The sequence below is a fragment of the Streptomyces sp. Go-475 genome (assembly GCF_003330845.1).
Lineage (GTDB): Bacteria > Actinomycetota > Actinomycetes > Streptomycetales > Streptomycetaceae > Streptomyces.
In genome coordinates this window covers 4,737,187-4,760,594 of the sequence record NZ_CP026121.1, presented here as the reverse complement: position 1 = coordinate 4,760,594, position 23,408 = coordinate 4,737,187, and the positions used below count along the sequence as shown (strand labels likewise).

The window sequence follows — 23,408 nt, the reverse complement described above, 5'->3', positions numbered from 1 at the left end:
GGCAAGCGTTCAGCCCTGCCCACCGACCGGAGGTCTCCCCCGTGACCGCGCCCCGCCCCTCCACGCCCCGCAAGGTTCTCGACCGGCTCTCCCTCCCCGAGCGGACGTACGTGGCGGACGCGCTGCGCACCGAGACGGTCGGTGGTGTGCTGCTGCTCGCCGCCGCGGTCATCGCGCTGCTGTGGGCGAACATCCCCGCGCTGCACGACAGCTACGCGAGCGTCTCCCACTTCCACTTCGGCCCCGCCGCCCTCGGCCTCGACCTGTCGGTCGCGCACTGGGCCGCCGACGGACTGCTCGCGATCTTCTTCTTCGTCGCCGGCATCGAGCTCAAGCGCGAACTCGTCGCGGGTGATCTGCGCGACCCCAAAGCCGCCGCGCTCCCGGTCGTCGCCGCCCTGTGCGGCATGGCCGTACCGGCGCTCGTCTACACCGTCACCACCGTCGCCGGCGGCGGCTCCCTGGCAGGCTGGGCCGTGCCCACCGCCACCGACATCGCCTTCGCCCTCGCCGTGCTCGCCGTGATCGGCACGTCCCTGCCGAGCGCGCTGCGCGCCTTCCTGCTCACGCTCGCCGTCGTCGACGACCTCTTCGCGATCCTGATCATCGCCGTCTTCTTCACGGACGACCTGAACTTCGCCGCGCTCGGCGGCGCCGTGGCGGGCCTGGTCGTCTTCTGGCTGCTGCTGCGCACGGGCGTACGCGGCTGGTACGTCTACGTGCCGCTGGCGGTGGTGGTCTGGGCGCTGATGTACAACAGCGGCGTCCACGCCACCATCGCGGGCGTGGCGATGGGCCTGATGCTGCGCTGCCACCGCCACGAGGGCGAGGCGCACTCCCCCGGCGAGCACATCGAGCACCTCGTACGGCCCCTGTCGGCGGGACTGGCCGTACCGCTGTTCGCGCTGTTCAGCGCGGGCGTCTCGGTGTCCGGCGGGGCGCTCGCCGACGTGTTCACCCAGCCCGAGACCCTCGGTGTCGTCCTCGGACTCGTCGTCGGCAAGGTGCTCGGCATCTTCGGCGGGACCTGGCTGGCGGCCCGGTTCACCCGGGCGTCGCTCAGCGACGACCTCGCCTGGGCGGACGTGCTCGCGGTGGCGAGTCTCGCCGGCATCGGCTTCACCGTCTCCCTGCTCATCGGCGAACTCGCCTTCGAGGGCGACCAGGTGATGACCGACGAGGTCAAGGCCGCCGTGCTGTGCGGCTCGCTCATCGCGGCGACCCTCGCGACCGTCCTGCTGAAGATCCGGAACGCCAAGTACCGCCGCCTGTGGGAAGCCGAGGAGCGCGACGAGGACGCCGACGGCATCCCGGACGTCTACGAGGAGGACGACCCGGCGTACCACCTGCGCCTGGCGGAGCGCTACGAGCGCAAGGCCGCCGAACACCGCCGCATCGCCCAGGAGAAGGCAGCCGCGCGCCACGGGCTTGCCGAAGTGCCGGGCGGGGCAGGCGATGACCGCGACGGTCCGGCATGATCTGACGAGACGGTACAAAAGACGGGACCGTACGCAGTCAGGCCCTCCGCAGTCGGACGACTGCGGCGAGCCGGGCACAGGACGCGGAAATCGGACCGTACGCAGAAGAGGGAGACCGCGATGAGCGCACCCGACGGCAGCCCGGTCGGCGCCGAACGCAGCATCGGCCAGCTGTTCGCCTCGGCGACGGCTGAAATGTCGGCGCTGGTGCATGACGAGATCGCGCTGGCGAAGGCGCAGCTCAAGCAGGACGTCAAGCGCGGCGCGACCAGCGGCGGCGCCTTCTCGATGGCCGGCGCGGTACTGCTGTTCTCCCTGCCGATGCTGAACTTCGCGCTGGCGTACGGCATCCGCACCTGGAGCGACTGGAACCTGGCGGTCTGCTTCCTGCTGTCCTTCGCGGCGAACGTGCTGGTCGCGCTCGTGCTCGCGCTGATCGGCGTGGTCTTCGCGAAGAAGGCCAAGAAGGGCAAGGGCCCGCAGAAGGTCGCCGCCTCGATGAAGCAGAGCGCGGGCGTCCTGCAGAAGGCCAAGCCGCACCCGCGCCCGGAGCTCACCCAGGACCGGGTCCCCGAAGCCATCGAGGCTGTGGCACGCTCGTCGTCATGACGGACCCCGCCACACCCCCGGCACAACCGGCCTCGGCCGTACTCCTGGACGGCCCCTGGAGCCACCGCGACGTCGCCGCCAACGGCGCCCGCTTCCACATCGCCGAGCTGGGCGACGGGCCGCTGGTGCTGCTGCTGCACGGTTTCCCGCAGTTCTGGTGGACCTGGCGGCACCAGCTGGTCGCGCTCGCCGACGCGGGGTTCCGGGCCGTCGCCATGGACCTGCGGGGCGTCGGGGGCAGCGACCGCACGCCGCGCGGCTACGACCCCGCCAACCTCGCGCTCGACGTCACCGGGGTCATCCGCTCGCTGGGCGAGCCGGACGCCGCGCTCGTCGGTCACGACCTGGGCGGATACCTGGCGTGGACGGCCGCCGCGATGCGCCCCAAGCTGGTGCGGCGGCTGGCGGTCGCGTCCATGCCGCACCCACGGCGCTGGCGCTCGGCCATGCTGAGAGACGTCAAGCAGAGCCGCGCCGGTTCACACATCTGGGGGTTCCAGCGGCCCTGGATCCCGGAGCGGCAGCTCACCGCCGACGACGGGGCGCTCGTGGCCGAGCTGATCCAGGAGTGGTCCGGGCCGCGCCCGCCGGAGGACGAGGCGCTGGAGAACTACCGCCGAGCCATGTGCATCCCCTCCGCGGCGCACTGCGCGGTCGAGCCGTACCGCTGGATGGTGCGCTCCCTGGCCCGCCCGGACGGCATCCAGTTCAACCGCCGGATGAAGCGGCCCGTGCGCGTGCCGACCCTCCATCTGCACGGCTCGCTCGACCCCGTGATGCGCACGCGCAGCGCGGCCGGCTCCGGCGAGTACGTCGAAGCCCCGTACCGCTGGCGCCTGTTCGACGGCCTCGGCCACTTCCCGCACGAGGAGGACCCGGTCGCGTTCTCCGCGGAGCTCATCAACTGGCTGCGGGATCCCGAACCTGATCGGTGACCGGATGTTCCTGATCGGTCACCGGATGATCCCGATCGGTGACCGGGTGGCCGCGCCCGGCACCCGCACGTGAACGCTTGTCCTACGAACGGCCAATTGCCCGGCGCATAGGCCAATTGGGCGCCCCGGGAGCGGTTATCGACCATGGGGCAGGGGCACACGTCGGGGTATGGGCTGGACGCACGACTACAGTGACGCAAGCCGCAATCGCCGCTCGGCGGGCGGTGCGAACTCCTACCAGCGAGGCGCCGCACCGCAGATGGCGGCGGCGGACCCCAGGGTAGGGATTCCGCGCATCCTCCGCCGCCGGGCCCGCTGGGTCTCCGTACGTCTGCGCCACACACGCGACTGAGGCGTCACCCGCGCGAGTGACGCGCGGGCCGTCCCCTCCCCGGAGCCGCTCCTAGAGCGCGCAGCTGTCGCTGCCCACCTGCTGGTTGGCGGTGCGCCCCTTGGTGATGTCCTCCTGGATCTCGTCCACGGTCAGCGCGTACCCCGTCTCGGCGTCGTCCAGGGACTTGGCGAACACCACGCCGTAGACCTTGCCGTCGGGCGTGAGCAGCGGGCCGCCGGAGTTGCCCTGGCGGACGGTGGCGAAGAGGGAGTAGACGTCGCGGTGGACCGTGCCGCGGTGGTAGATGTCCGGGCCGTTGGCCGTGATGCGTCCCCGCACGCGCGCGGCCCGCACGTCGTACGCCCCGTTCTCCGGGAAGCCGGCGACGATCGCGTTGTCGCCGCTGGCCGCGTCCTTCGTGGTGAACCGCAGCACGGGCGCCTTGAGGTCCGGCACGTCCAGCACGGCGATGTCGCGCCGCCAGTCGTAGAGCACGACCGTGGCGTCGTACTTCCTGCCCTCGCCGCCTATCTGCACGGTCGGCTCGTCGACACCGCCCACCACGTGCGCGTTCGTCATCACGCGGCGGTCGGCGAAGACGAAGCCGGTGCCCTCCAGGACCTTGCCGCAGCTCGGGGCCGTGCCCATGACCTTGACGATGGAGCGCTGGGCGCGGGTCGCCACCGGGCTGTCGGCCAGGGCCGGGTCGGGCGGCTGGACGTCGGTGATCGGCTCGTTGGAGAACGGGCTGAAGACCTGCGGGAAGCCGTTCTGCGCGAGGACGGAGGAGAAGTCCGCGAACCAGGTGGCGGCCTGGTCGGGCAGCGCCTGGGAGACGCCCTGCAGCACCTTGGAGTTGCGGACCTCCTTGCCGAGCGTCGGCAGGGTGGTGCCCGCGAGGGCCGAGCCGATCAGCCAGGCGACCAGGAGCATCGCCACGACGTTGACCAGCGCGCCGCCGGTCGCGTCGAGGGCCCGGGCCGGGGACCAGGTGATGTGCCGGCGCAGCTTGTTGCCGAGGTGGGTGGTGAGGGCCTGGCCGACGGAGGCGCAGACGATGACGACGACGACCGCGACGACGGCGGCGGTCGTGCTCACCTCCGCGTTGTCCGTGAGCGCGTCCCAGATGACGGGCAGCGCGTAGACCGCGACGAGGCCGCCGCCCAGGAAGCCGATCACCGACAGGATGCCGACGACGAAGCCCTGGCGGTACCCCACGACCGCGAACCACACGGCGGCGACCAGCAACAAGATGTCCAGCACGTTCACGGAGGCCACCCTGTCATGCGCGCCAGTCGAGCGGGACCTGCTTCCCGCGGTCCCAGGGCCGCTCCCAGCCCGCGTAGTGCAGCAGCCGGTCGATGATTCCGGCGGTGAAACCCCAGACAAGGGCTGATTTGACCAGAAATGCCGGTCCTTGGTGGCCGCTGGGGTGGAGGGTGGTGGCTCTGTTGGCGGGATCCGTGAGATCCGCCACGGGAACCGTGAAGACCCTGGCGGTTTCGTTCGGATCGACGACGCCGACCGGGCTGGGCTCGCGCCACCAGCCGAGCACCGGCGTGACGACGAAGCCGCTCACCGGGATGTACAGCCGGGGCAGGACGCCGAAGAGCTGGACACCGGCGGGGTCGAGGCCGGTCTCCTCCTCCGCCTCGCGCAGGGCGGCCCGCAGCGGTCCGTCACCCCTCGGGTCGCCGTCCTCCGGGTCGAGGGCGCCACCGGGGAACGAGGGCTGCCCGGCGTGCGAACGCAGGGAACTCGCGCGCTCCATGAGCAGCAGCTCCGGCCCGTACTCGCCCTCCCCGAACAGGATCAGCACGGCGGACTGGCGGCCGGCGCCGTCCTCGGGGGGCAGGAAGCGGCTCAGCTGCGTCGGCCGGACCGTCTCCACGGCGTGCACCACCGGGTCCAGCCAGGCGGGCAGGCCCTCCTTGCTCACCGTCACCGGGCCGCCCTGTGTGTCGCTCGCGCGCGTCATCGCCACCCCCGTCGTCCTGCCGCTTCCAACGCACGACGGCCCCGAGATCGTTCCGCGAGGGGCCGGAGTCCCCTGTACGGGGGGCTTGCGGGGGTGTGCGGGCGGCTCGGGCGGCTCATCCGGCCCCCAGGGGCGGCGCCGGCTTGCCGCCCGCGTCCAGGTAGGCCTGCGGAGGCCTCAGGCGCTGGCCGGGGAAGCCGCCCTTCTCGTACTTGAGGAGCTCCTTCGCCTTCTCCGGGTCGGTCTCGCCCTCGCCGTACGCCGGGCAGAGCGGGGCGATCGGGCAGGCGCCGCAGGCGGGCTTGCGGGCGTGGCAGATGCGGCGGCCGTGCCAGATCACGTGGTGCGAGAGGTCCGTCCAGTCGCTCTTGGGGAAGAGCGCGCCGATGGCGGCCTCGATCTTGTCGGGATCGGTCTCGGCGGTCCACCGCCAGCGGCGCACCAGGCGCTGGAAGTGCGTGTCCACGGTGATGCCGGGGCGCCCGAAGGCGTTGCCGAGCACGACGAACGCGGTCTTGCGGCCGACGCCGGGCAGCTTGACCAGGTCCTCCAGCCGGCCGGGCACCTCACCCCCGAAGTCCTCCACCAGCGCCTTGGACAGCCCTATGACCGACTTCGTCTTGGCCCGGAAGAAGCCGCAGGGGCGGAGGATCTCCTCCACCTCCTCCGGGTTGGCGGCGGCCAGGTCCTCGGGGGTGGGGTACTTGGCGAAGAGCGCGGGTGTCGTCTGGTTGACGCGCAGGTCGGTGGTCTGGGCGGACAGGACCGTGGCGACCACCAGCTGGAAGGGGTTGTCGAAGTCCAGCTCGGGGTGGGCGTAGGGATAGACCTCGGCGAGCTCGCGGTTGATCCGGCGGGCGCGGCGGACCAGGGCGGTGCGCGACTCGCCGCCCGGCGGGTGGACGACGGCCTTGGCGGGGGCCGCGCCCTTGACCCGGGCGGTGGCCTTCTTGGGCGCGACGGTGACCTTCTTGGCGGCGGGGGCCTTCTTCACGGCCGCCTTCGTGGCGGCGGGGGCTTTCTTCACGGCCGCCTTCTTCACGGCCGCCTTCTTCGCGGAAGCCGCTTTTTTCGCAGAAGCCGCCTTCTTCGCGGAGCCTGCTTTCCCGGCAGCGGCGGCCGTCGCCTCCCCTGTCGCTTTCGCCGTTTTCCTACCGCCATCGGGGCTCTGTTCGCCCACAGCGGAATCCCGACGTACAACCACCCGCGCAGCCCCCTCGGCCTGTGCTCTCACCGGCGATTTGGACACCCGGCCAGCCTAAGGCCAGCCACCGACATCCGCCCCGGCCCCTGAAGATCGGCGCCCAATTGGACCCCTGCCGCGTACCCCGGGACACCTGTGCGGCATCCTTGTGACAGATCACACTGTTTGGACCGTCCGGCAAAATGGGCACCACGGTCCCCTGGTACGCGGGGGTGCAAGATCCCCTGAGCAGGTCGAAAGGGAGAGAACTCGTGGACGACGTTCTGCGGCGCAATCCGCTCTTCGCGGCGCTCGATGACGAGCAGGCCGCGGAGCTCCGCGCCTCCATGAGTGAGGTGACCCTCGCCCGCGGTGACTCACTGTTCCACGAGGGCGACCCCGGCGACCGCCTGTACGTGGTCACGGAGGGCAAGGTCAAGCTCCACCGCACGTCCCCCGACGGCCGCGAGAACATGCTCGCCGTCGTCGGCCCCGGCGAGCTCATCGGCGAGCTGTCGCTGTTCGACCCGGGCCCGCGCACGGCGACCGCCACGGCGCTGACCGAGGTGAAGCTGCTCGGCCTCGGCCACGGCGACCTCCAGCCCTGGCTGAACGCCCGCCCTGAGGTGGCCTCGGCGCTCCTGCGCGCCGTCGCGCGCCGGCTGCGCAAGACCAACGACGCGATGTCCGACCTCGTCTTCTCGGACGTCCCGGGCCGCGTGGCCCGCGCCCTGCTCGACCTGTCCCGCCGGTTCGGCGTGCAGTCCGAGGAAGGCATCCACGTCGTCCACGACCTCACGCAGGAGGAGCTGGCCCAGCTGGTCGGCGCGTCCCGCGAGACGGTCAACAAGGCCCTGGCGGACTTCGCCCAGCGCGGCTGGCTGCGCCTGGAGGCCCGCGCGGTGATCCTCCTGGACGTGGAGCGCCTCGCCAAGCGCTCGCGCTGACGCGCCCGTCCGGCCGTACGTCTTCGGGCCCTGTCCCCTCGCGGGACGGGGCCCGACGTCATGCACAGCACCGCACCAGGAGCCTGCCCGGCCGTACTGCCCGGCGTCGAACAGGAGCGCCTGCCCGGCCGTCATGCCCGGCGCCGAAAAAAGGAGCCGCGCCGGAGAGCCCCCGCACGGCACAGTGACCACATGGCCGGAACCGTTCACCGCCCCGGGCTCGACGCCGGGGGCTTCATCGCCCGGGAGGGCTCCCTCGCGCGCGTGCCCGGCGCCTTCCGCCCCGTCGTCGCCGCGACCAGGGACGGGCTGACCGACGTGTTCGGGGCGCGGCTGCACAGCGCGTACCTCTACGGGTCGATTCCGCGCGGCACCGCGCGCGTGGGACGCAGTGACCTCGACCTGCTGCTCGCCCTGCGCGAGGAGCCGACCGAGGCGGACCGGGCCGACGCCCGTGCGCTCGGCGCGGCGCTGGACGCGCAGTTCGAGCAGATCGACGGCCACGGGACGCTGCTCTTCAGCCGGGAGCGGCTGCTGAGCGACCTGGAGCGGCACGACCTGGGCTGGTTCCTCGCCTGCCTGTGCACCCCGCTGCTGGGCGAGGACCTGGCGGCGCGTCTGCCGCGCTACCGCCCCGACTCACTGCTGGCCCGCGAGACCAACGGCGATCTGCACCTGCTCCTGCCCCGCTGGCGCCGGCGGATCGCCGAGGCGGACGACACGGCCGAGGCCCGCCGTCCGCTCGTCCGTTTCATGTCCCGGCACCTCGTCCGCACCGGCTTCACGCTCGTCATGCCCCGTTGGAACGGCTGGACCAGCGACCTGCGGGAGATGGCGGAGGCGTTCGCCGGGTACTACCCGCAGCGCGCGGAGCAACTGCGGGCGGCGGCCGTCCTCGGGCGCGAGCCGACGGGGGACGCCGCCGTGCTCCGGTCGTACGTCGACGACCTCGGACCGTGGCTCGCCGCCGAGTACGCGCGCGTGCACGGCGTCAAAGCGCCCCGACCCGCATGAGGGCGCCTAGATGAGTCCGTGCTCCTCCAGATAGTCCAGCTGTGCCCGTACCGACAGCTCGGCCGCCGGCCACAGGGAGCGGTCCACGTCGGCGTAGACGTGGGCGACGACCTCGGCGGGGGTGCGGTAGCCGTCCTCGACCGCTGTCTCGACCTGGGCGAGGCGGTGGGCGCGGTGGGCCAGGTAGTACTCGACGGCGCCCTGGGCGTCCTCCAGGACGGGGCCGTGGCCCGGCAGGACCGTGTGGACGCCGTCGTCGACCGTGAGGGACCTGAGGCGGCGCAGGGAGTCCAGGTAGTCGCCGAGGCGGCCGTCGGGGTGGGCCACGACCGTCGTGCCACGCCCCAGGATCGTGTCGCCCGTCAGGACCGCCTGGTCCGCCGGGAGGTGGAAGGAGAGCGAGTCGGCGGTGTGGCCGGGCGTCGCCACGACCCGCAGTTCGAGGCCGCCGGTGGTGATCACGGCCCCGGCGGCCAGGCCCTCGTCGCCCAGCCGCAGCGCCGGGTCGAGGGCACGTACGCGCGTGCCGGTCAGTTCCGCGAACCGGGCGGCGCCCGCCGCGTGGTCGGGGTGACCGTGGGTCAGCAGGGTCAGGGCGACGCGCTTGCCGGCCTGCTCGGCCGTGGCGACGACATGGCGCAGGTGCCCTTCGTCCAGCGGCCCCGGGTCGACCACCACCGCCAGGTCCGAGTCGGGCTCGGAGAGGATCCAGGTGTTCGTGCCGTCCAGGGTCATCGCCGACGGGTTGGGGGCCAGGACGTTGACGGCCCGCGCGGTGGCCGGTCCCGAGAGGACCCCGCCCCGGGGCTGGCCGGGAAGGGCTGCTGCGTCCGTCATGCGCCGGCTCCACCGGTAGGGGCGGTCGGAACGTGCTTGGTGAACTCGTCGTGGCCCGGCCAGGAGAGCACGATCTCGCCGTCCACCAGGCGGGCGGTGGCCAGGACGGGCGTGAGGTCCCGGCCGGGGGCGGCGGCGAGCGCCTGGGCGGCCGTCTCGTACGCCGTCAGCTGCCGCAGGGTCGCGATGGTCGGCGGCATCATCAGCAACTCGCCCCGGTCGTACCCGGCCGCCGCCTCGCCCGGGGCGATCCACACCGTGCGGTCCGCCTCCGTGGAGGCGTTGCGGGTGCGCTGCCCCTCGGGGAGGGCGGCCACGAAGAACCAGGTGTCGTAGCGGCGGGCCTCGAACTCCGGGGTGATCCAGCGGGTCCAGGCGCCGAGCAGGTCGGAGCGCAGGACCAGACCGCGGCGGTCCAGGAACTCCGCGAAGGACAGGTCCCGGGCGACGAGGGCGGCACGGTCCGCCTCCCAGTCGGCGCCGGTGGTGTCGCCGACGACCGAGTCGGGCGCCGGGCCGGCGAGCAGCACGCCCGCCTCCTCGTACGTCTCCCGTACGGCCGCGCAGACGATCGCCTGGGCCGCCGTCTCGTCGACGCCCAGCCGGTCCGCCCACCACGCGCGCGTGGGGCCCGCCCAGCGCACCTGGTGATCGTCGTCACGCGGGTCGACGCCGCCGCCCGGATACGCGTACGCGCCCCCGGCGAAGGCCATGGAGGCGCGTCGGCGCAGCATGTGGACGACGGGGCCGGAGCCGGTGTCCTTCAGGAGCATGACGGTCGCCGCGCGCTTCGGGGTCACCGGGGTGAGGGTGCCGGCCGCGAGAGCGCGGATCCGCTCCGGCCACTCCGGGGGGTACCACTGACCGTTCGCCATGGGCGCGAGGCTATCCCGTGACGGGCGGATGTTCGAGTGGCCCCGGGGACGGATTCCGCAGCTAGGGCCACCGAACCGGTGTCAGGCGAGCTCCACCTGGATCTCGACCTCCACCGGCGCGTCCAGCGGCAGCACCGCCACACCGACCGCGCTGCGCGCGTGCACGCCCTTGTCGCCGAGGACCTCGCCGAGCAGCTCGCTCGCGCCGTTCAGCACGGCGGGCTGGCCGGTGAAGTCCGAGGCCGAGGCCACGAAGCCGACGACCTTCACCACGCGCGCGACGCGGTCCAGGTCACCGGCGACGGACTTCACGGCGGCCAGGGCGTTCAGCGCACACGTGCGTGCCAGCTCCTTGGCCTCCTCCGGGGTGACCTCCGCGCCGACCTTGCCGGTGACCGGAAGCTTGCCGTCCACCATGGGGAGCTGCCCGGCGGTGTAGACGTACGGGCCGGACTGCACGGCCGGCTGGTAGGCGGCGAGCGGCGGGACGACGTCGGGCAGGCTCAGGCCCAGCTCGGCGAGCTTCGCCTCGACGGCGCCCACTACTGCTTCTCCCGCTTCAGGTAGGCCACGAGCTGCTCGGGGTTGTTCGGCCCGGGCACGACCTGGACGAGCTCCCAGCCGTCCTCGCCCCAGGTGTCCAGAATCTGCTTCGTGGCGTGGACGAGCAGCGGCACGGTTGCGTATTCCCACTTGGTCATGCGGCCGACTTTAGCCCCTGTCCGAGCGGGGTCACGGCGGCGGTCCGGGGCCGGCTCCGGCACAGGTTGTCCACAGCCTCCCGCGTAGCCCGGGCGCGGACTGGTTAGGCTCGAATACGTGAGCAGGCTCCAGGTCGTCAGCGGCAAGGGCGGTACCGGCAAGACCACGGTGGCCGCGGCCCTAGCGCTGGCCCTGGCCACGGAGGGGAAGCGGACGCTTCTCGTCGAGGTCGAGGGCCGTCAGGGCATCGCGCAGCTCTTCGAGACCGAAGCGCTGCCTTATGAGGAGCGGAAGATCGCCGTCGCTCCAGGGGGCGGGGAGGTGTACGCCCTCGCCATCGACCCCGAACTGGCCCTTCTGGACTACCTCCAGATGTTCTACAAGCTGGGCAGCGCCGGACGGGCCCTGAAGAAGCTCGGCGCGATCGACTTCGCCACCACCATCGCGCCCGGCCTGAGGGACGTACTCCTGACCGGGAAGGCGTGCGAGGCGGTGCGCCGCAAGGACAAGAACGGGCGGTTCGCCTACGACTACGTCGTCATGGACGCCCCTCCCACGGGGCGCATCACGCGTTTCCTGAACGTCAACGACGAGGTCGCGGGCCTCGCCAAGATCGGCCCCATACACAATCAGGCCCAGGCCGTGATGCGGGTGCTGAAGTCGCCGGAGACGGCCGTGCACCTGGTGACGCTGCTGGAGGAGATGCCCGTCCAGGAGACCGTGGACGGCATCGCCGAGCTGCGGTCGGCGCGGCTGCCGGTGGGGCGGATCATCGTGAACATGGTGCGGCCGGAGGTGTTGGACGCGGCCGACCTGGAACTCGTACGCACGGTCCCGCGTTCCACAGTCGCGCGGTCGCTGTCGTCCGCCGGGCTCGGCGGGGCGCGGCGCGGCGGGCACGCGGAGCGGCTGGTGGACCCGCTGCTCATCCAGGCCGAGGAGTACGCCGAGCGGTACGCGCTGGAGCACGAGCAGCGTGCGGTCCTCACCGAGCTGGGCCTGCCGCTGCACGAACTGCCGCTGTTCGCCGAGGGCATGGACCTGGCGGGGCTGTACGAGCTGGCCCGCGAGCTGCGCGAGCAGGGCGTGTCGTGAGCCGGCCGCGCACAGGGCTCCGGCCGCGCACAGGGCTCCGGCCGCGCACAGGGCTCCGGCCGCGCACAGGGCTCCGGCCGCGCACTGGGCTCCGGCCGCGCACTGGGCTCCGAGCCGGCCGAGGGCTCCGGCCCGGCGACGCAGGGCTCCGGCCCGGCACAGGGCTCCGGCCCGGCGACGCAGGGCTCCGGCCCGGCGACGCAGGGCTCCGGCCCCGCGACGCAGGGCTCCGGCCCGGCACAGGGCTCCGGCCCGGCACACAGGCAAGGACCGTCATGAGTCGGAAGCAGGGGATGTCATGAGTCGTCCGGACCCGGCCCACCACCATCTGTCGCCGGCGCGGCTGCTCGACGTCGATCCGCTGCTGGAGGACCCGAAGACCCGCATCGTGGTCTGCTGCGGCGCGGGCGGGGTCGGCAAGACCACGACCGCGGCGGCCCTGGGCCTGCGCGCGGCCGAGCGGGGCCGCAAGGTCGTCGTGCTCACCATCGACCCGGCCCGCCGGCTCGCCCAGTCCATGGGCATCGACTCCCTCGACAACACCCCGCGCCGGGTCAAGGGCATCGACGACTCCGCGGGCGGCGAACTGCACGCGATGATGCTCGACATGAAGCGCACCTTCGACGAGATCGTCGAGGCGCACGCGGACCGCGAGCGGGCGGCCGCCATCCTGGGCAACCCCTTCTACCAGTCGCTCTCGGCGGGCTTCGCGGGCACGCAGGAGTACATGGCGATGGAGAAGCTCGGCCAGCTGCGCGCCCGGGACGAGTGGGACCTGATCGTCGTCGACACCCCGCCGTCCCGCTCGGCGCTGGACTTCCTGGACGCGCCGAAGCGGCTCGGGTCGTTCCTCGACGGGCGGCTGATCCGGCTGCTGACGGCCCCCGCGAAGCTGGGCGGCCGCGCCGGGATGAAGTTCCTGAACGTCGGGATGTCGATGATGACCGGCACGCTGGGCAAGCTGCTCGGCGGCCAGCTCCTCAAGGACGTCCAGACGTTCGTCTCCGCGATGGACACGACCTTCGGCGGCTTCCGCACGCGCGCGGACGCCACGTACAAGCTGCTCCAGGCGCCGGGGACGGCGTTCCTCGTGGTCGCGGCCCCGGAGCGGGACGCGCTGCGCGAGGCCGCGTACTTCGTGGAACGCCTGGCCGCGGAGGACATGCCGCTCGCCGGGCTGGTGCTCAACCGGGTCCACGGCAGCGGCGCCGACGGGCTGTCGGCCGAGCGGGCGCTCGCCGCCGCGGAAAATCTTGAGGACTCCCGCATTGTGGATCAGGAGGGCGGGAAAGCTGGACTTCGTAACTCTCCCGACACGTACGGCAGTTCAGACTCTCCCACGCACGAAACCCCAGCTCCGGACGCTGCTGAGGCCTCCGACGGTGGCTCCCCCGCCGAGGACGACGCCGAACACGCCGAGCGCTCCGTCGACCAGCTCACGGCAGGCCTGCTGAGGCTGCACGCCGAACGTATGCAGTTGCTCTCCCGCGAGCAGCGCACGCGTGACCGCTTCACCGCGCTCCACCCCGAGGTGGCCGTCACGGAAGTGGCCGCGCTGCCCGGTGACGTGCACGACCTCGCGGGACTGCGCGACATCGGCGACCGGCTCGCGGCCAACGAACGCGAGCTGCCCGACGCGTCCACTGTCCCCGGCGCGTCCGCTGTCTCCGACGCGTCCGCTGCGTCCGGCCTGCCCGAGGCGAGCGCCTGACGGACGACGCGGCCGGGTGCCACCGCCGCATGCGGCTGTCCCGGTGCTGCTGCCGCCGCAGCGGCCAACCGACGCTGCCACCGAGGCGGCTGACCCGGTGCTGCTGCCGAAGCGGCCAAAGGGCCCGTCAAGGGCCCTGAGACGTGCGGAGATCCCGGAGGGAACTCCTCAGCTCACCGCGGCGTAGTTCTCGTAGACCTCGTCGTCGTCGAGAGGCACCACACCCGTGCCGCGCTCGTACTCCGAGCGCGCGGTCTCCAGCAGTCGGCGCCAGGAGGTCACCGTGGGCCGCCTGCGCAGCAGTGCGCGGCGCTCCCGCTCCGTCATGCCTCCCCACACGCCGAACTCGACGCGGTTGTCGAGCGCGTCGGCCAGGCACTCCGTACGCACCGGACATCCGGTGCACACCGCCTTGGCCCTGTTCTGCGCTGCTCCTTGAACGAACAGTTCATCCGGATCGGTAGTGCGGCAGGCCGCCTGCGCACTCCAGTCGGTTACCCAGCCCATACCGGCGCCGTCCTCTCCCGAATCGAGGCTCCCCCACGGCGGCAGCGGCATATTCACCGCCGCCAGTTGAGGACGTTACGGAAGGTGGGCACAGCGCAACACCCCCAGCGGGCCCAATCTTGAATGGCCCGAACGGACTATGGGTAAGCGGCAGATCACCCGGGGGAGTGAGCTGGCGACATACGTAACTTTCCCGGCAAACCAGGACAGTTCAGTTGCGTCACAACGGACGCCGCATGACACACAAGGCGGATTCGGACACGACCCCACCAAAAAAGTTGGGGAACACCCGGAACGATTCGGGGTCGCCGGACGTATTGATACGTGACCTCACTGCTGTGACAGTTGAGAGCAGCTTAGGCCAATGCCTATACGCCTGTCCGGCGAATGAGAACGTAGGCTGCCCTCATGCCAAAGAAGCGCTCGGGCGGTGGTCTGTCTCCCACGCAGCAGGCCGCCAAGTTCCTCGGTGTCAGTGTCCTCGCGGGGGCCGTGCTGGCCGGTATCGCGTTGCCCGCGGTGGGTGCGCTGGGGCTGGCGGCGAAGGGATCGGTCGAGAGCTTCGACGAGCTCCCGGCCAACCTCAAGACGCCGCCGCTGAGCCAGCGCACCACCATCCTCGACGCCGACGGCGGCCAGATCGCCACGGTCTACTCGCGCGACCGCACGGTGGTCCCCCTCAAGGACATCGCGCCGGATATGCAGAAGGCGATCGTCGCGATCGAGGACTCGCGCTTCTACCAGCACGGCGCGGTCGACCTGAAGGGCGTCCTGCGCGCCCTCAACAAGAACGCGCAGAGCGGTGGAGTCTCCGAGGGCGCCTCCACCCTGACGCAGCAGTACGTGAAGAACGTCTTCGTCGAGGAGGCGGGCGACGACCCGACGAAGGTCGCGCAGGCCACCCAGCAGACCATCGGCCGCAAGATCCGCGAACTCAAGTACGCGATCCAGGTCGAGGAGGAGCTGGGCAAGAAGAAGATCCTCGAGAACTACCTCAACATCACCTTCTTCGGCCAGCAGGCCTACGGCGTCGAGGCCGCCGCCCGGCGCTACTTCTCCAAGTCCGCCAAGGACCTGAACCTCCAGGAGTCGGCCCTCCTCGCCGGCATCGTCCAGTCGCCCAGCCGGTACGACCCGGTCAACGACGAAGCGGAGGCCACCAAGCGCCGCAACACCGTGCTGCGCCGGATGGCCGAGGTCGGCGACATCTCCCGGGCCCAGGCCGCCGAGGCGATGAAGGCGCCGCTGGGCCTGAAGGTCAGCAAGCCGAGGAACGGCTGCATCACGGCGGTCAAGGGCGCCGGCTTCTTCTGCGACTACGTGCGCGAGGTCTTCCTGACCGACCCGGTCTTCGGCAAGACCAGGGAGGCCCGGGCGAAGGTCTGGAACCAGGGCGGTCTCACCATCCGCACCACCATGGACCCGCAGGCGCAGGACTCGGCGCAGCGGTCCATCAAGGACCACGTCTACAAGAGCGACCCGGTGGCCACCGCCGTCACCCTCGTCGAACCCGGCACCGGCAAGATCCTCGCCATGGGCCAGTCGCGTCCGTACGGCTTCAAGAAGAACGAGACGCAGATCAACCTCTCCGTCGACCAGGCGATGGGCGGCGGCATGGGCTACCAGCCCGGTTCGACGTTCAAGCCGATCGTGGCCGCCGCCGCCCTCGAGGACGGCATGCCGGCCAACAAGGTGTACTCCTCGCCGTACCGGATGGCGTACCCGAGCCCGGTCGCGGCCTGCGACGGCAAGAAGTGGCTGAACGACCCCCGCAACCCGGCGAAGCTCGAGAACGAGAACTCGTCGGAGGTCGGCCCGTACGACATGAAGGAGGCGACCGCCAAGTCGGTCAACACCTACTACGTGCAGATGATCAGCGACATCGGCATCTGCCCGGTGACGACGATGGCGAAGAAGATGGGCGTCGTGCGGGCCGACGGCGACAAGATGCCCCAGGTGCCCTCCATCGCCCTCGGCACGCAGGAGATGTCCCCGCTGACCATGGCGAACGCGTACGCGACCTTCGCCTCGCGCGGCATGTACTGCACGCCGGTCGCCATCGAGTCGGTCAGCCAGCGGGTCGGTGACGACACCCGCAAGCTCGAGGTCCCGAAGTCGACGTGCTCGCGCGCGATGTCGGAGAAGACCGCCGACACGATCAACGCGCTGCTGAAGGGCGTCGTCGAGGACGGTACGGGCCGGAAGGCCGGTCTCGGGAACGGCCGGGACAGCGCCGGCAAGACCGGTACGACGGACGAGCGCTACGCGGCCTGGTTCGTGGGCTACACGCCGAACATGGCGGGCGCGGTGTGGGTCGGCGACCCGGCGCACAAGCGGAGGATGACCAACATCACGATCGGCGGCCGGCCGTACGACAAGGTCTTCGGTGGCGAGGTCCCCGGCCCCATCTGGAAGGACATGATGTACGGGGCGCTGGAGGGCAAGCCCGTCGAGAGCTTCAACACCGTCCACATCCCCGACGGCATCGACCGGGACCGCGGCGACGGCAACGGCGGGGGCAACGGCGGCGGGGGCGGCCGCGACGACGGGGACAACGGCGACAACGACGGCTTCATCGGCGGCCTGGTCGGCGGCAACAACAACGGCGGCGGGGGCGGCGATCCCGTCCCGACGCCTTCGTTCTCCATCCCCGAGGGATTCTTCCGGGGGCAGGACAACGGGGGCGGGAACGGCAACGGCGGGCGGTTCGGCTGAGCGGCCGGTGTGACCGGACGGACGTGACCGGCGTGACCGAACCGGCGTGACCGAACGGCGTGATCTGAAAAGGGGCGGCCCTCCTGCTTCCCGGCTGGGAAGGAGGAGGGCCGCCCCTTGTTCTGTGAGCCGGTCGGTGCCGACCAGGCTCTGTGAGCCGGTCGGCGGAGACCAGGCTCTGTGAGAGCCGGTCAGCGGAGACCAGGCTCGGTGAGAACCGGTCAGCGGAGACCAGGCTCGGTGAGAAGCGGTCAGCGGAGACCAGGCTCGGTGAGAGCCGGTCAGCGGAGACCGGTGGTGATCGCCGGCCCGGTCAGCCGGCCAGCAGCTTCTTCACCGCGGCGGCGACACGGCCGCCCTCGGCCTGACCGGCCACCTTCGGGTTCACGATCTTCATGACCGCGCCCATGGCCCGCGGCCCCTCCGCACCGGCCGCCTTGGCCTCCTCGACGGCCTGGGCCACGATCCGCTGGAGCTCCTCGTCGGACAGCTGCTTGGGCAGGTACTCGGCGAGCACCTCGCCCTCCGCCTTCTCCCGCTCGGCCTGCTCGGCACGACCGCCCTGCGCGAAGGCCTCGGCGGCCTCACGCCGCTTCTTCGCCTCCCGGGTGATCACCTTCTGCACCTCGTCGTCGGAGAGCTCGCGCTTCTCCTTGCCCGCGACCTCCTCCTTGGTGATCGCGGCGAGCGTCAGCCGGAGCGTCGAGGAGCGCAGCTCGTCGCGCTCCTTGATCGCGGCGTTGAGGTCATCCTGCAGCTTCGACTTGAGCGTGGTCATGGGGTCGATTGTCGCAGGTGCGGCGGAAAAGGTGCCCCTGGATTTACGGGACGTCGGCCCGCTCCCTTCACGGGACGGCAGGGCAAGGGCCGGTGGGGCCGGGCCAATTCGCGCACCGCCGGGCGCGGGCATCCCACGCGGTCTGACACGATGGTCGTATGCGCGCGCGATACGGAGTCCCCCTGGGAATCGCGGCGGCTGGTGCCGCCGGTCTGTTGTACGCGGCGGGCTTCGAGGCCCGCTCCTTCCGCCTCCGCCGGGTCACCGTCCCGGTCCTGCCCTCAGGGATGCGCCCCCTGCGCGTGCTCCAGGTGTCGGACATCCACATGGTGGGCGGCCAGCGCAAGAAGCAGCGCTGGCTGCGGTCCCTGGCGGGCCTGCGCCCGGACTTCGTGATCAACACGGGCGACAACCTCTCCGACCCGGAGGGCGTCCCGGAGGTCCTGGACGCGCTCGGCCCCCTGATGGAGTTCCCGGGCGCGTACGTCTTCGGTTCCAACGACTACTACGGCCCGAAGCTGCGCAACCCCGCCCGCTACCTGATGGAGAAGGCCCAGGGCCGCCACGGCCTGAACGGCAACCCGCCGGCCGTCGGCGCGGTGCACAACCCGTGGGAGGACCTGCGGGACGGTTTCGACGCGGCGGGCTGGCTCAACCTGACGAACACGCGCGGCACGCTCAAGATCGAGGGCCTGTCGCTGGAGCTGACGGGCCTGGACGACCCGCACATCAAGAGGGACCGCTACGACCAGGTGGCAGGCGGCCCGTCGGACACGGCGGACTTCTCGATGGGCGTCGTCCACGCCCCGTACCTGCGCACCCTGGACGCCTTCACCGCTGACGACTACCCCCTGATCCTGGCCGGCCACACCCACGGCGGCCAGCTGTGCATCCCCTTCTACGGCGCGCTGGTCACCAACTGCGACCTGGACACGGACCGGGTGAAGGGCCTGTCCACGCACACGGCGGAGGGCCGTACGTCGTACCTCCACGTGTCGGCGGGGTGCGGCACGAACCGCTACACGCCGGTACGGTTCGCCTGCCCGCCGGAGGCGACACTGCTGACGCTGGTGGGACGGGAGTAGCCGGGACGTCGAGGGGCGCAGACCCGGGCATGGTGTCCGGGCTGGGATGAGGGGGTAACCCACACAGCGGCACCCACATCGCCCCCTTTGTCCGGTTCTGTCAGCGTGGGGGCATGACAGCCCCGATACCCAGGGACCTCCCGGACCTCCCCGCGATCCCGCGCAAGCCCGCGCTCCGGCCCTCCCCCGTCCCCGCCACGGCCGTCGTCACCCCGGTCCGCCGCCCCGCGGCAGCGGCCTACCGCCTGCTGATCGCCCTCGCGGCGGTCGCCGGCGTGACGCTCGAACTGCTCCTCGGCGACCCGTCCCGGGTTTTGGGCCACTTCGCGGTCCAGAGCAACATCCTGCTGGCCGTGGTCATGACCTTCTCGGCCCGCCGCGCGTGGACGGCCAGCCGCCCCCTGCCGGGTTCCGTCCTGGGCGCGACCCTGCTCTACGTCGTCATCGCGGCCCTCGTGCACCATCTGCTCCTGGCGAACGAGGCGAGCCCCTTCTCCCTCACGGGCGAGGCCGCGACCCCGAAGGGCTGGCAGGCCCTGGCCCACCACACGCTCCACACGGTGACACCGATCGCGGCCGTACTGGACTGGCTCCTGCTCACGACCCCCGGCCGCCTGCACCTGCGCCACGCCCCGACCTGGCTGCTCTACCCCCTGGCCTACCTGGCCTTCTCCCTCACCCGGGGCGAACTGCTCCTCCCCGGCACCCCCGACCGCTACCTCTACCCCTTCCTGGACGTCGGCCAGGACGGCTACAAGCGCGTCCTCGGCAACGCCCTCCTCCTGGGCCTCTCCTTCTACGCCCTGGCCGTCCTCCTCGTGGCCCTGGACCACGCCCGCCCGAACCCCATCCGCCACCGCGGGAAAACCGGATTTCGTGTCTAGCGACCGGTGGGCTAAAGTAAACGTCGTCGCCGCGAGAGCAGCGACATCGGGGTGTAGCGCAGCTTGGCAGCGCGCTTCGTTCGGGACGAAGAGGTCGTGGGTTCAAATCCCGCCACCCCGACAGTGAAGTACCAGGTCAGGGGCCTGATCCAGTGAGTGGATCAGGCCCCTGACAGGTTTATAGAGACGTGGCGAAGCCTTCCGGGGGAAGACCCAGCTCGAACGGGACCTGCGCCACCGCCGCGCGGTGCGCGCCGCAGGCGGCTAGGCCCAGAGCGACCCTGGGACCGAGAGGGTCGCCATCCCCAGCGGCAGCAGTGGCCGAGCAAGCGGGCCGAGCCGGTACCGCCACACGCGATCAGTCGATGGTCGCCACGATCCCACCGAGCCGCCGACTGATGAGTCGTGTGGGGGCGGCGATCGAGTCACGGCTCCCCTTCGCCGAGAAAGGCGCCGTCGGCGCGACCTCGCCTCTGGTGGTCAACGGAATCCTGCTCGGTGACGGCCGCATCACAGATGCACCCCGAGGCCCAACACGACTGAAGGTATGCACGGAAAGCACCACTCGAAAAGGTGGAATTATACACTCGGACGAGCTAAACAACACCGGCAAATAGGAACAAATGCCTCTCCTTCAACCCGCTGTCATGATGGACTCCTTTACATGGCCGACATAGACAGACAAGAAGACGGTTACGCGTTCCGCATTCCCACGCTGAACGAATACGGCATCCCGGTCCGCTCAGGGGATTACTGGGTAGGGACCGATCTGGCCACGCAATGGCTGGAAAGGAACCTGGAGGAAAACAGGAAAGTTTCCACCGTGCGCGTCAAGCGCTACGCAAAGGCCATGGCGGAGGGCCGCTGGAAGCTGACGCATCAGTCAATCGCCTTCGACCAGCAGGGAAACCTGATCGATGGGCAGCACCGCCTTATGGCAGTGATTCACTCTAAGACTGTAGTGCCCATAAGGGTACACGTAGGCGCCGACCCGTCCACATTCGCTGTAATTGACACAGGGTATGGCCGAGTCGCCTCGCAGTTCATGCGTGTGGCCAATGCGAACATCGTCAAAGGGGCGGCCAGGATCATCCTGTTCGCTGAGCAATGCAGGGAGAACGGCGGGGAGGTGGCTCTCATGCATCGCAGCACCTTCGACAACGACGTCATCTTCGAGACGGTCGACCAGTGGCCGGAGCTGCAAGAGTACTCTGCCGCTGCCTCGCGCATTTATCGAGCATGCGGATCTTCCTCGACAAACATGCTGGCTGTTCTGGCGCAAGCCTCTCGAGGAAAAAACCCAGGAGCCATTGACTCATTTGTCGAGAAGATGATTCTCGGGGAAGACATGTCGAAGGGAGATCCCGCCCTCCTGCTGCGGAACCGAGCAATTGCCCGCATGGATCGCTCCCTGTCTTACCGAGACAAAACCGTGCTCTACGGCACGACGGTGAAGGCGTGGAACGCTCACGCCAAGGGGGAGAAGCTCAAGTTCCTGCGCTTCATCTACGATGACAAGTCAGAAGAAGGCATGCTTCCGGTAAGTGCAGGAAAAGGGTCGACGGGGATGCGGGAAAAGATTCCTGAGGTTTACTGAGGCAGGAAACCGCGCGACCTTCCCTCTGGTCTGGGGTCCCAACCGGCAACGGTCGGGGCCCTCTGCAGTTTCAGCGTTTTCCAGAGGCCTGTGGCGCCAGCCCTCCCGCGCCCGGGACCGGTCCCGGCCCCCGTGTGGTGCCATGCCCGCATGGGCGCGGAGCGTGTGCTGATTCTGCATCAGGGGGACGACCTCGACGTCGGGGAGATCCGTGGGCTCGTGGACTCGATCGAGCGGGAGTCCGGGGGTGAGCTGGCGGGGACGCGGCTCACCACCTATCCGGCGGGGGATCCGAGCGAGGGGCTCGCCGAGGCCCTGGTGTTCCGGCTCGAGAGGGAGGGCGAGGTCGCGCCCGGTTCGCTGTCCCGTGCGGCCACGTACCGGTACGAGGTGCCTGGGGGGCGGCTGGTCGTGGCCGTGGTGGTGTGGGCGGAGGAGGTCAACGGCTGGGTGCGGCGGGTCATCCCGCAGCACATGGACAAGGTCGAGGCCACCGGTATGGCACTGACCCGGCGGGCGGGGTGGCGGCGGCTCGCGGAGGACGGCGCGCTGGCGTTCGTCGCCGAGGCGCGGGACGGTGCCGGGCGGTCGTTCGGGGACGACGTGCACGTGGTCGTGAGCCTGCTGCCCCGCGCGAGACCGCGGCAGATCCGGCGGCTCATGCCCGGCGGGTACATCCAGTGGGTGGACGGCGTGTTCCGGGGTGCCGGCGCGCCGCTCGGACGGGTCGACGTCGCGCACTGGCTGGTCTGCGTGGACGAGCCGAAGCGCGCCCTGCACCTCGCATATCTCGCCGCCGACCGGAACGTGACGGCGTTGCTGCCGTGGGAGCTGCTGACCCGTGCCGAGAAGCGCGGCGGAGAGAAGCTGGCGTGAACGATCCGCAGGGCGTGCCTGGAGTGGGAGGCGGTGGTTGTGGTGACGTTGTTCCGTAGGTGGAGGGAGCGGCGGGAGCGGCCGCAGGGGCGGGGGCCCGAGGGGCGGTCCGGGGATGCGGCGGTGTCCCAGTCGGAGGATCAGCCGGGGGATCAGCCGGGGGATCAGCCGGAGGCGAGGCGGTCCGTCGGGGACGAGCACGTGCTGATGCGGGATGCCGCCGGGGAGTTGGAAGCCCTGTGGATCGCCGACGTGCGACGGGCCGACGACGTGTTCATCGGGGAGGTCCTCGCCCGGCACGGGCTCCGGGGTGACCTGACGACCTCGCGGTACCGGGTCGTCCGCAACACCTTCAATGATCGTGGTGGCGTCTTCGTCCGGTTCGTCGGGGACGAGACGACCGGCCGGGAGGGTGACGGGGTGCCGCGGCGGGAACTCGTGGTCCGGGGACGGCACCTCACCCCGCACGAGGACTTCGACGCGTTCAGCCGGGACGCCGTCGCGGGGAACATCGCGCTGCTGAAGACCACCATCGACGCGGCCTCGGCGAGCGACCTTTACCCCTTGTACGACGCACTGTCGACGGCCTTCGGCGAACAGGCCCCGCAGACCCGGGCCGTCATGCGGGCGCCGCTGCAGTGTGTGACCTGCCTGCGGATCTACTCGCCGCACCTGATCCACCTACGGGAGCTGAAGCGTGCGGGCACGCCGATGGGCGGGACCGTCAGCAGCGCGGAGGGCGCCCGGCAGGTCGCCCGGGCGCTGGCGATGACGGCGTGTCTGGACTGCGGGGGCGAGGTCGCCGTGTGGGTGTACGACCCCCGCGCCGCAGGGGAGCGGTGATTCCGGTCAGGCGAGCGTTCCCGCCAGGGTTCCCGCGAGGGTCAGGGCGAGGAAGGCCGCGCCCCACAGCATCGCCAGGCGTATACGGCGGTACTTGAGCGAGGTCGCGCGGGCCAGGGACTCCAGGCGGGTCTCGTGGCCGGAGCCGGGCCGGGGCTGGGCCGCGAGGCCGAGCAGGACCAGCGCCGGGGCGCAGGCCGCGCAGCCGGACCAGACGAGGAGTTGCGGGATCGCCGGGTACTGGCCGGGCGCGATGACGCCGGCGGTGATCGCGCCGAGCAGGGCGGTCAGGGCCGCGCCCAGGGTCGCCAGGGTCAGTCCCGCTCTGCTGTCGGCCTTGGCGAGTCGCTCACGGGCCTCGGTCAGGAGCGCCGGGTCGAGTTCGGCGGTGCGCTCCCCTTCGAGTGTGGTCATCGATCCCCCTC

Annotated in this window: 24 protein-coding genes and 1 tRNA gene; 15 read left to right on the top strand and 10 right to left on the bottom strand. The window is 71.0% G+C overall.

Translation table 11 applies throughout. The features are described from left to right. Positions 1–41: 41 nt before the first annotated feature. From nhaA to C1703_RS39810, 4 genes are all read left to right on the top strand, one after another. Positions 42–1,478 (top strand): Na+/H+ antiporter NhaA, encoded by a 1,437-nt coding sequence (gene nhaA / locus C1703_RS21980; protein WP_114254495.1) that lies wholly within the window; start codon positions 42–44, stop codon positions 1,476–1,478. A 120-nt stretch (positions 1,479–1,598) separates the two neighbouring features. Beyond that, on the top strand, positions 1,599–2,087 hold the full coding sequence (locus tag C1703_RS21975; RefSeq protein WP_114254494.1) for a phage holin family protein: 489 nt from the start codon (positions 1,599–1,601) through the stop codon (positions 2,085–2,087). Beyond that, complete coding sequence (locus tag C1703_RS21970; RefSeq protein WP_114254493.1) at positions 2,084–3,022, top strand: alpha/beta hydrolase; 939 nt, start codon at positions 2,084–2,086, stop codon at positions 3,020–3,022. Before C1703_RS21975 ends, C1703_RS21970 begins: the two co-directional genes overlap by 4 nt. A 169-nt stretch (positions 3,023–3,191) precedes the next feature. Next, the gene (locus C1703_RS39810) at positions 3,192–3,374 is read left to right on the top strand and encodes a hypothetical protein (RefSeq protein WP_114254492.1); all 183 of its coding nucleotides are present in this window, start codon (positions 3,192–3,194) and stop codon (positions 3,372–3,374) included. 51 nt (positions 3,375–3,425) lie between these two features. Here C1703_RS39810 and C1703_RS21960 read toward each other — a convergent pair whose 3' ends face one another. The 3 genes from C1703_RS21960 to nth form a co-directional block, all read right to left on the bottom strand. Continuing rightward, positions 3,426–4,625, bottom strand: a complete 1,200-nt coding sequence (locus C1703_RS21960) for a MarP family serine protease (protein ID WP_114257532.1) — start codon at positions 4,623–4,625, stop codon at positions 3,426–3,428. Between the two features lie 13 nt (positions 4,626–4,638). Beyond that, on the bottom strand, positions 4,639–5,334 hold the full coding sequence (locus C1703_RS21955; protein ID WP_114257531.1) for a CoA pyrophosphatase: 696 nt from the start codon (positions 5,332–5,334) through the stop codon (positions 4,639–4,641). Between the two features lie 115 nt (positions 5,335–5,449). Continuing rightward, positions 5,450–6,376 (bottom strand): endonuclease III, encoded by a 927-nt coding sequence (gene nth / locus C1703_RS21950; protein ID WP_198678244.1) that lies wholly within the window; start codon positions 6,374–6,376, stop codon positions 5,450–5,452. Between the two features lie 413 nt (positions 6,377–6,789). Between nth and C1703_RS21940 the strand changes: the two genes are divergently transcribed. After that, entirely contained in the window at positions 6,790–7,464 is a 675-nt protein-coding gene (locus tag C1703_RS21940; RefSeq protein WP_031115987.1) for a Crp/Fnr family transcriptional regulator, read from the top strand. A 192-nt stretch (positions 7,465–7,656) separates the two neighbouring features. Next, positions 7,657–8,478 (top strand): nucleotidyltransferase domain-containing protein, encoded by an 822-nt coding sequence (locus C1703_RS21935; protein ID WP_114254489.1) that lies wholly within the window; start codon positions 7,657–7,659, stop codon positions 8,476–8,478. Positions 8,479–8,484: 6 nt separating this feature from the next. Here C1703_RS21935 and C1703_RS21930 read toward each other — a convergent pair whose 3' ends face one another. From C1703_RS21930 to C1703_RS21915, 4 genes are all read right to left on the bottom strand, one after another. Continuing rightward, a complete protein-coding gene (locus C1703_RS21930) occupies positions 8,485–9,315 on the bottom strand; it encodes an MBL fold metallo-hydrolase (protein ID WP_114254488.1) in 831 nt (276 codons plus the stop codon). Next, positions 9,312–10,190 (bottom strand): NUDIX hydrolase, encoded by an 879-nt coding sequence (locus C1703_RS21925; protein WP_114254487.1) that lies wholly within the window; start codon positions 10,188–10,190, stop codon positions 9,312–9,314. Before C1703_RS21925 ends, C1703_RS21930 begins: the two co-directional genes overlap by 4 nt. Positions 10,191–10,271: 81 nt before the next feature. Then, the gene (locus tag C1703_RS21920; protein WP_114254486.1) at positions 10,272–10,733 is read right to left on the bottom strand and encodes a RidA family protein; all 462 of its coding nucleotides are present in this window, start codon (positions 10,731–10,733) and stop codon (positions 10,272–10,274) included. After that, the gene (locus C1703_RS21915) at positions 10,733–10,891 is read right to left on the bottom strand and encodes a DUF4177 domain-containing protein (RefSeq protein WP_003991873.1); all 159 of its coding nucleotides are present in this window, start codon (positions 10,889–10,891) and stop codon (positions 10,733–10,735) included. The genes C1703_RS21920 and C1703_RS21915 overlap by 1 nt, the downstream gene beginning before the upstream one ends. A gap of 118 nt (positions 10,892–11,009) precedes the next feature. Here C1703_RS21915 and C1703_RS21910 point away from each other — a divergent pair, with 118 nt between their 5' ends. Both C1703_RS21910 and C1703_RS21905 read left to right on the top strand, forming a co-directional pair. Further along, a complete protein-coding gene (locus C1703_RS21910; RefSeq protein WP_114254485.1) occupies positions 11,010–11,987 on the top strand; it encodes an ArsA-related P-loop ATPase in 978 nt (325 codons plus the stop codon). Between the two features lie 298 nt (positions 11,988–12,285). Further along, positions 12,286–13,698 (top strand): ArsA family ATPase, encoded by a 1,413-nt coding sequence (locus tag C1703_RS21905; protein ID WP_114254484.1) that lies wholly within the window; start codon positions 12,286–12,288, stop codon positions 13,696–13,698. A gap of 168 nt (positions 13,699–13,866) precedes the next feature. Here C1703_RS21905 and wblA read toward each other — a convergent pair whose 3' ends face one another. Next, entirely contained in the window at positions 13,867–14,205 is a 339-nt protein-coding gene (wblA, locus tag C1703_RS21900; RefSeq protein WP_031115994.1) for a transcriptional regulator WblA, read from the bottom strand. Between the two features lie 408 nt (positions 14,206–14,613). On the opposite strand from wblA, the gene C1703_RS21890 reads away from it, so the two are divergent. Then, positions 14,614–16,920, top strand: coding sequence for a transglycosylase domain-containing protein (locus tag C1703_RS21890; RefSeq protein ID WP_114254483.1), 2,307 nt, complete (start codon positions 14,614–14,616; stop codon positions 16,918–16,920). A gap of 313 nt (positions 16,921–17,233) precedes the next feature. Here the strand turns inward: C1703_RS21890 and C1703_RS21885 are convergent, their stop codons facing one another. Then, positions 17,234–17,698, bottom strand: coding sequence for a GatB/YqeY domain-containing protein (locus tag C1703_RS21885; RefSeq protein ID WP_114254482.1), 465 nt, complete (start codon positions 17,696–17,698; stop codon positions 17,234–17,236). A gap of 158 nt (positions 17,699–17,856) precedes the next feature. Between C1703_RS21885 and C1703_RS21880 the strand changes: the two genes are divergently transcribed. The 6 genes from C1703_RS21880 to C1703_RS21855 all read left to right on the top strand — a co-directional run bounded on the left by C1703_RS21880 (position 17,857) and on the right by C1703_RS21855 (position 22,983). Then, positions 17,857–18,783: a metallophosphoesterase gene (locus C1703_RS21880; RefSeq protein WP_114254481.1), complete on the top strand. Its 927-nt coding sequence runs from the start codon at positions 17,857–17,859 to the stop codon at positions 18,781–18,783. Between the two features lie 113 nt (positions 18,784–18,896). Further along, the gene (locus C1703_RS21875; protein WP_114254480.1) at positions 18,897–19,667 is read left to right on the top strand and encodes a Pr6Pr family membrane protein; all 771 of its coding nucleotides are present in this window, start codon (positions 18,897–18,899) and stop codon (positions 19,665–19,667) included. A gap of 47 nt (positions 19,668–19,714) precedes the next feature. Then, positions 19,715–19,788: transfer RNA gene (locus tag C1703_RS21870), tRNA-Pro, on the top strand. A gap of 543 nt (positions 19,789–20,331) precedes the next feature. Further along, complete coding sequence (locus C1703_RS21865; RefSeq protein ID WP_114254479.1) at positions 20,332–21,264, top strand: hypothetical protein; 933 nt, start codon at positions 20,332–20,334, stop codon at positions 21,262–21,264. A gap of 150 nt (positions 21,265–21,414) precedes the next feature. Continuing rightward, a complete protein-coding gene (locus tag C1703_RS21860) occupies positions 21,415–22,140 on the top strand; it encodes a hypothetical protein (RefSeq protein WP_114254478.1) in 726 nt (241 codons plus the stop codon). A gap of 201 nt (positions 22,141–22,341) precedes the next feature. Continuing rightward, on the top strand, positions 22,342–22,983 hold the full coding sequence (locus tag C1703_RS21855) for a hypothetical protein (protein WP_157993151.1): 642 nt from the start codon (positions 22,342–22,344) through the stop codon (positions 22,981–22,983). 6 nt (positions 22,984–22,989) lie between these two features. Here the strand turns inward: C1703_RS21855 and C1703_RS21850 are convergent, their stop codons facing one another. Continuing rightward, positions 22,990–23,397 carry a hypothetical protein gene (locus C1703_RS21850; RefSeq protein WP_114254476.1) on the bottom strand — a complete coding sequence of 136 codons (408 nt, stop codon included), beginning with the start codon at positions 23,395–23,397 and terminating at the stop codon, positions 22,990–22,992. Between the last annotated feature and the right edge of the window lie 11 nt (positions 23,398–23,408).

Excerpts from the sequence above, each read along its gene's own strand:
- C1703_RS21975 (WP_114254494.1), top strand. The coding sequence starts at position 1,599 with ATGAGCGCACCCGACGGCAGCCCGGTCGGCGCCGAACGCAGCATCGGC.
- C1703_RS21970 (WP_114254493.1), top strand. The coding sequence starts at position 2,084 with ATGACGGACCCCGCCACACCCCCGGCACAACCGGCCTCGGCCGTACTC.
- C1703_RS39810 (WP_114254492.1), top strand. The coding sequence starts at position 3,192 with ATGGGCTGGACGCACGACTACAGTGACGCAAGCCGCAATCGCCGCTCG.
- C1703_RS21955 (WP_114257531.1), bottom strand. The coding sequence starts at position 5,334 with ATGACGCGCGCGAGCGACACACAGGGCGGCCCGGTGACGGTGAGCAAG.
- C1703_RS21935 (WP_114254489.1), top strand. The coding sequence starts at position 7,657 with ATGGCCGGAACCGTTCACCGCCCCGGGCTCGACGCCGGGGGCTTCATC.
- C1703_RS21930 (WP_114254488.1), bottom strand. The coding sequence starts at position 9,315 with ATGACGGACGCAGCAGCCCTTCCCGGCCAGCCCCGGGGCGGGGTCCTC.
- C1703_RS21925 (WP_114254487.1), bottom strand. The coding sequence starts at position 10,190 with ATGGCGAACGGTCAGTGGTACCCCCCGGAGTGGCCGGAGCGGATCCGC.
- C1703_RS21915 (WP_003991873.1), bottom strand. The coding sequence starts at position 10,891 with ATGACCAAGTGGGAATACGCAACCGTGCCGCTGCTCGTCCACGCCACG.
- C1703_RS21905 (WP_114254484.1), top strand. The coding sequence starts at position 12,286 with ATGAGTCGTCCGGACCCGGCCCACCACCATCTGTCGCCGGCGCGGCTG.
- wblA (WP_031115994.1), bottom strand. The coding sequence starts at position 14,205 with ATGGGCTGGGTAACCGACTGGAGTGCGCAGGCGGCCTGCCGCACTACC.
- C1703_RS21890 (WP_114254483.1), top strand. The coding sequence starts at position 14,614 with ATGCCAAAGAAGCGCTCGGGCGGTGGTCTGTCTCCCACGCAGCAGGCC.
- C1703_RS21885 (WP_114254482.1), bottom strand. The coding sequence starts at position 17,698 with ATGACCACGCTCAAGTCGAAGCTGCAGGATGACCTCAACGCCGCGATC.
- C1703_RS21880 (WP_114254481.1), top strand. The coding sequence starts at position 17,857 with ATGCGCGCGCGATACGGAGTCCCCCTGGGAATCGCGGCGGCTGGTGCC.
- C1703_RS21875 (WP_114254480.1), top strand. The coding sequence starts at position 18,897 with ATGACAGCCCCGATACCCAGGGACCTCCCGGACCTCCCCGCGATCCCG.
- C1703_RS21865 (WP_114254479.1), top strand. The coding sequence starts at position 20,332 with ATGGCCGACATAGACAGACAAGAAGACGGTTACGCGTTCCGCATTCCC.
- C1703_RS21860 (WP_114254478.1), top strand. The coding sequence starts at position 21,415 with ATGGGCGCGGAGCGTGTGCTGATTCTGCATCAGGGGGACGACCTCGAC.
- C1703_RS21850 (WP_114254476.1), bottom strand. The coding sequence starts at position 23,397 with ATGACCACACTCGAAGGGGAGCGCACCGCCGAACTCGACCCGGCGCTC.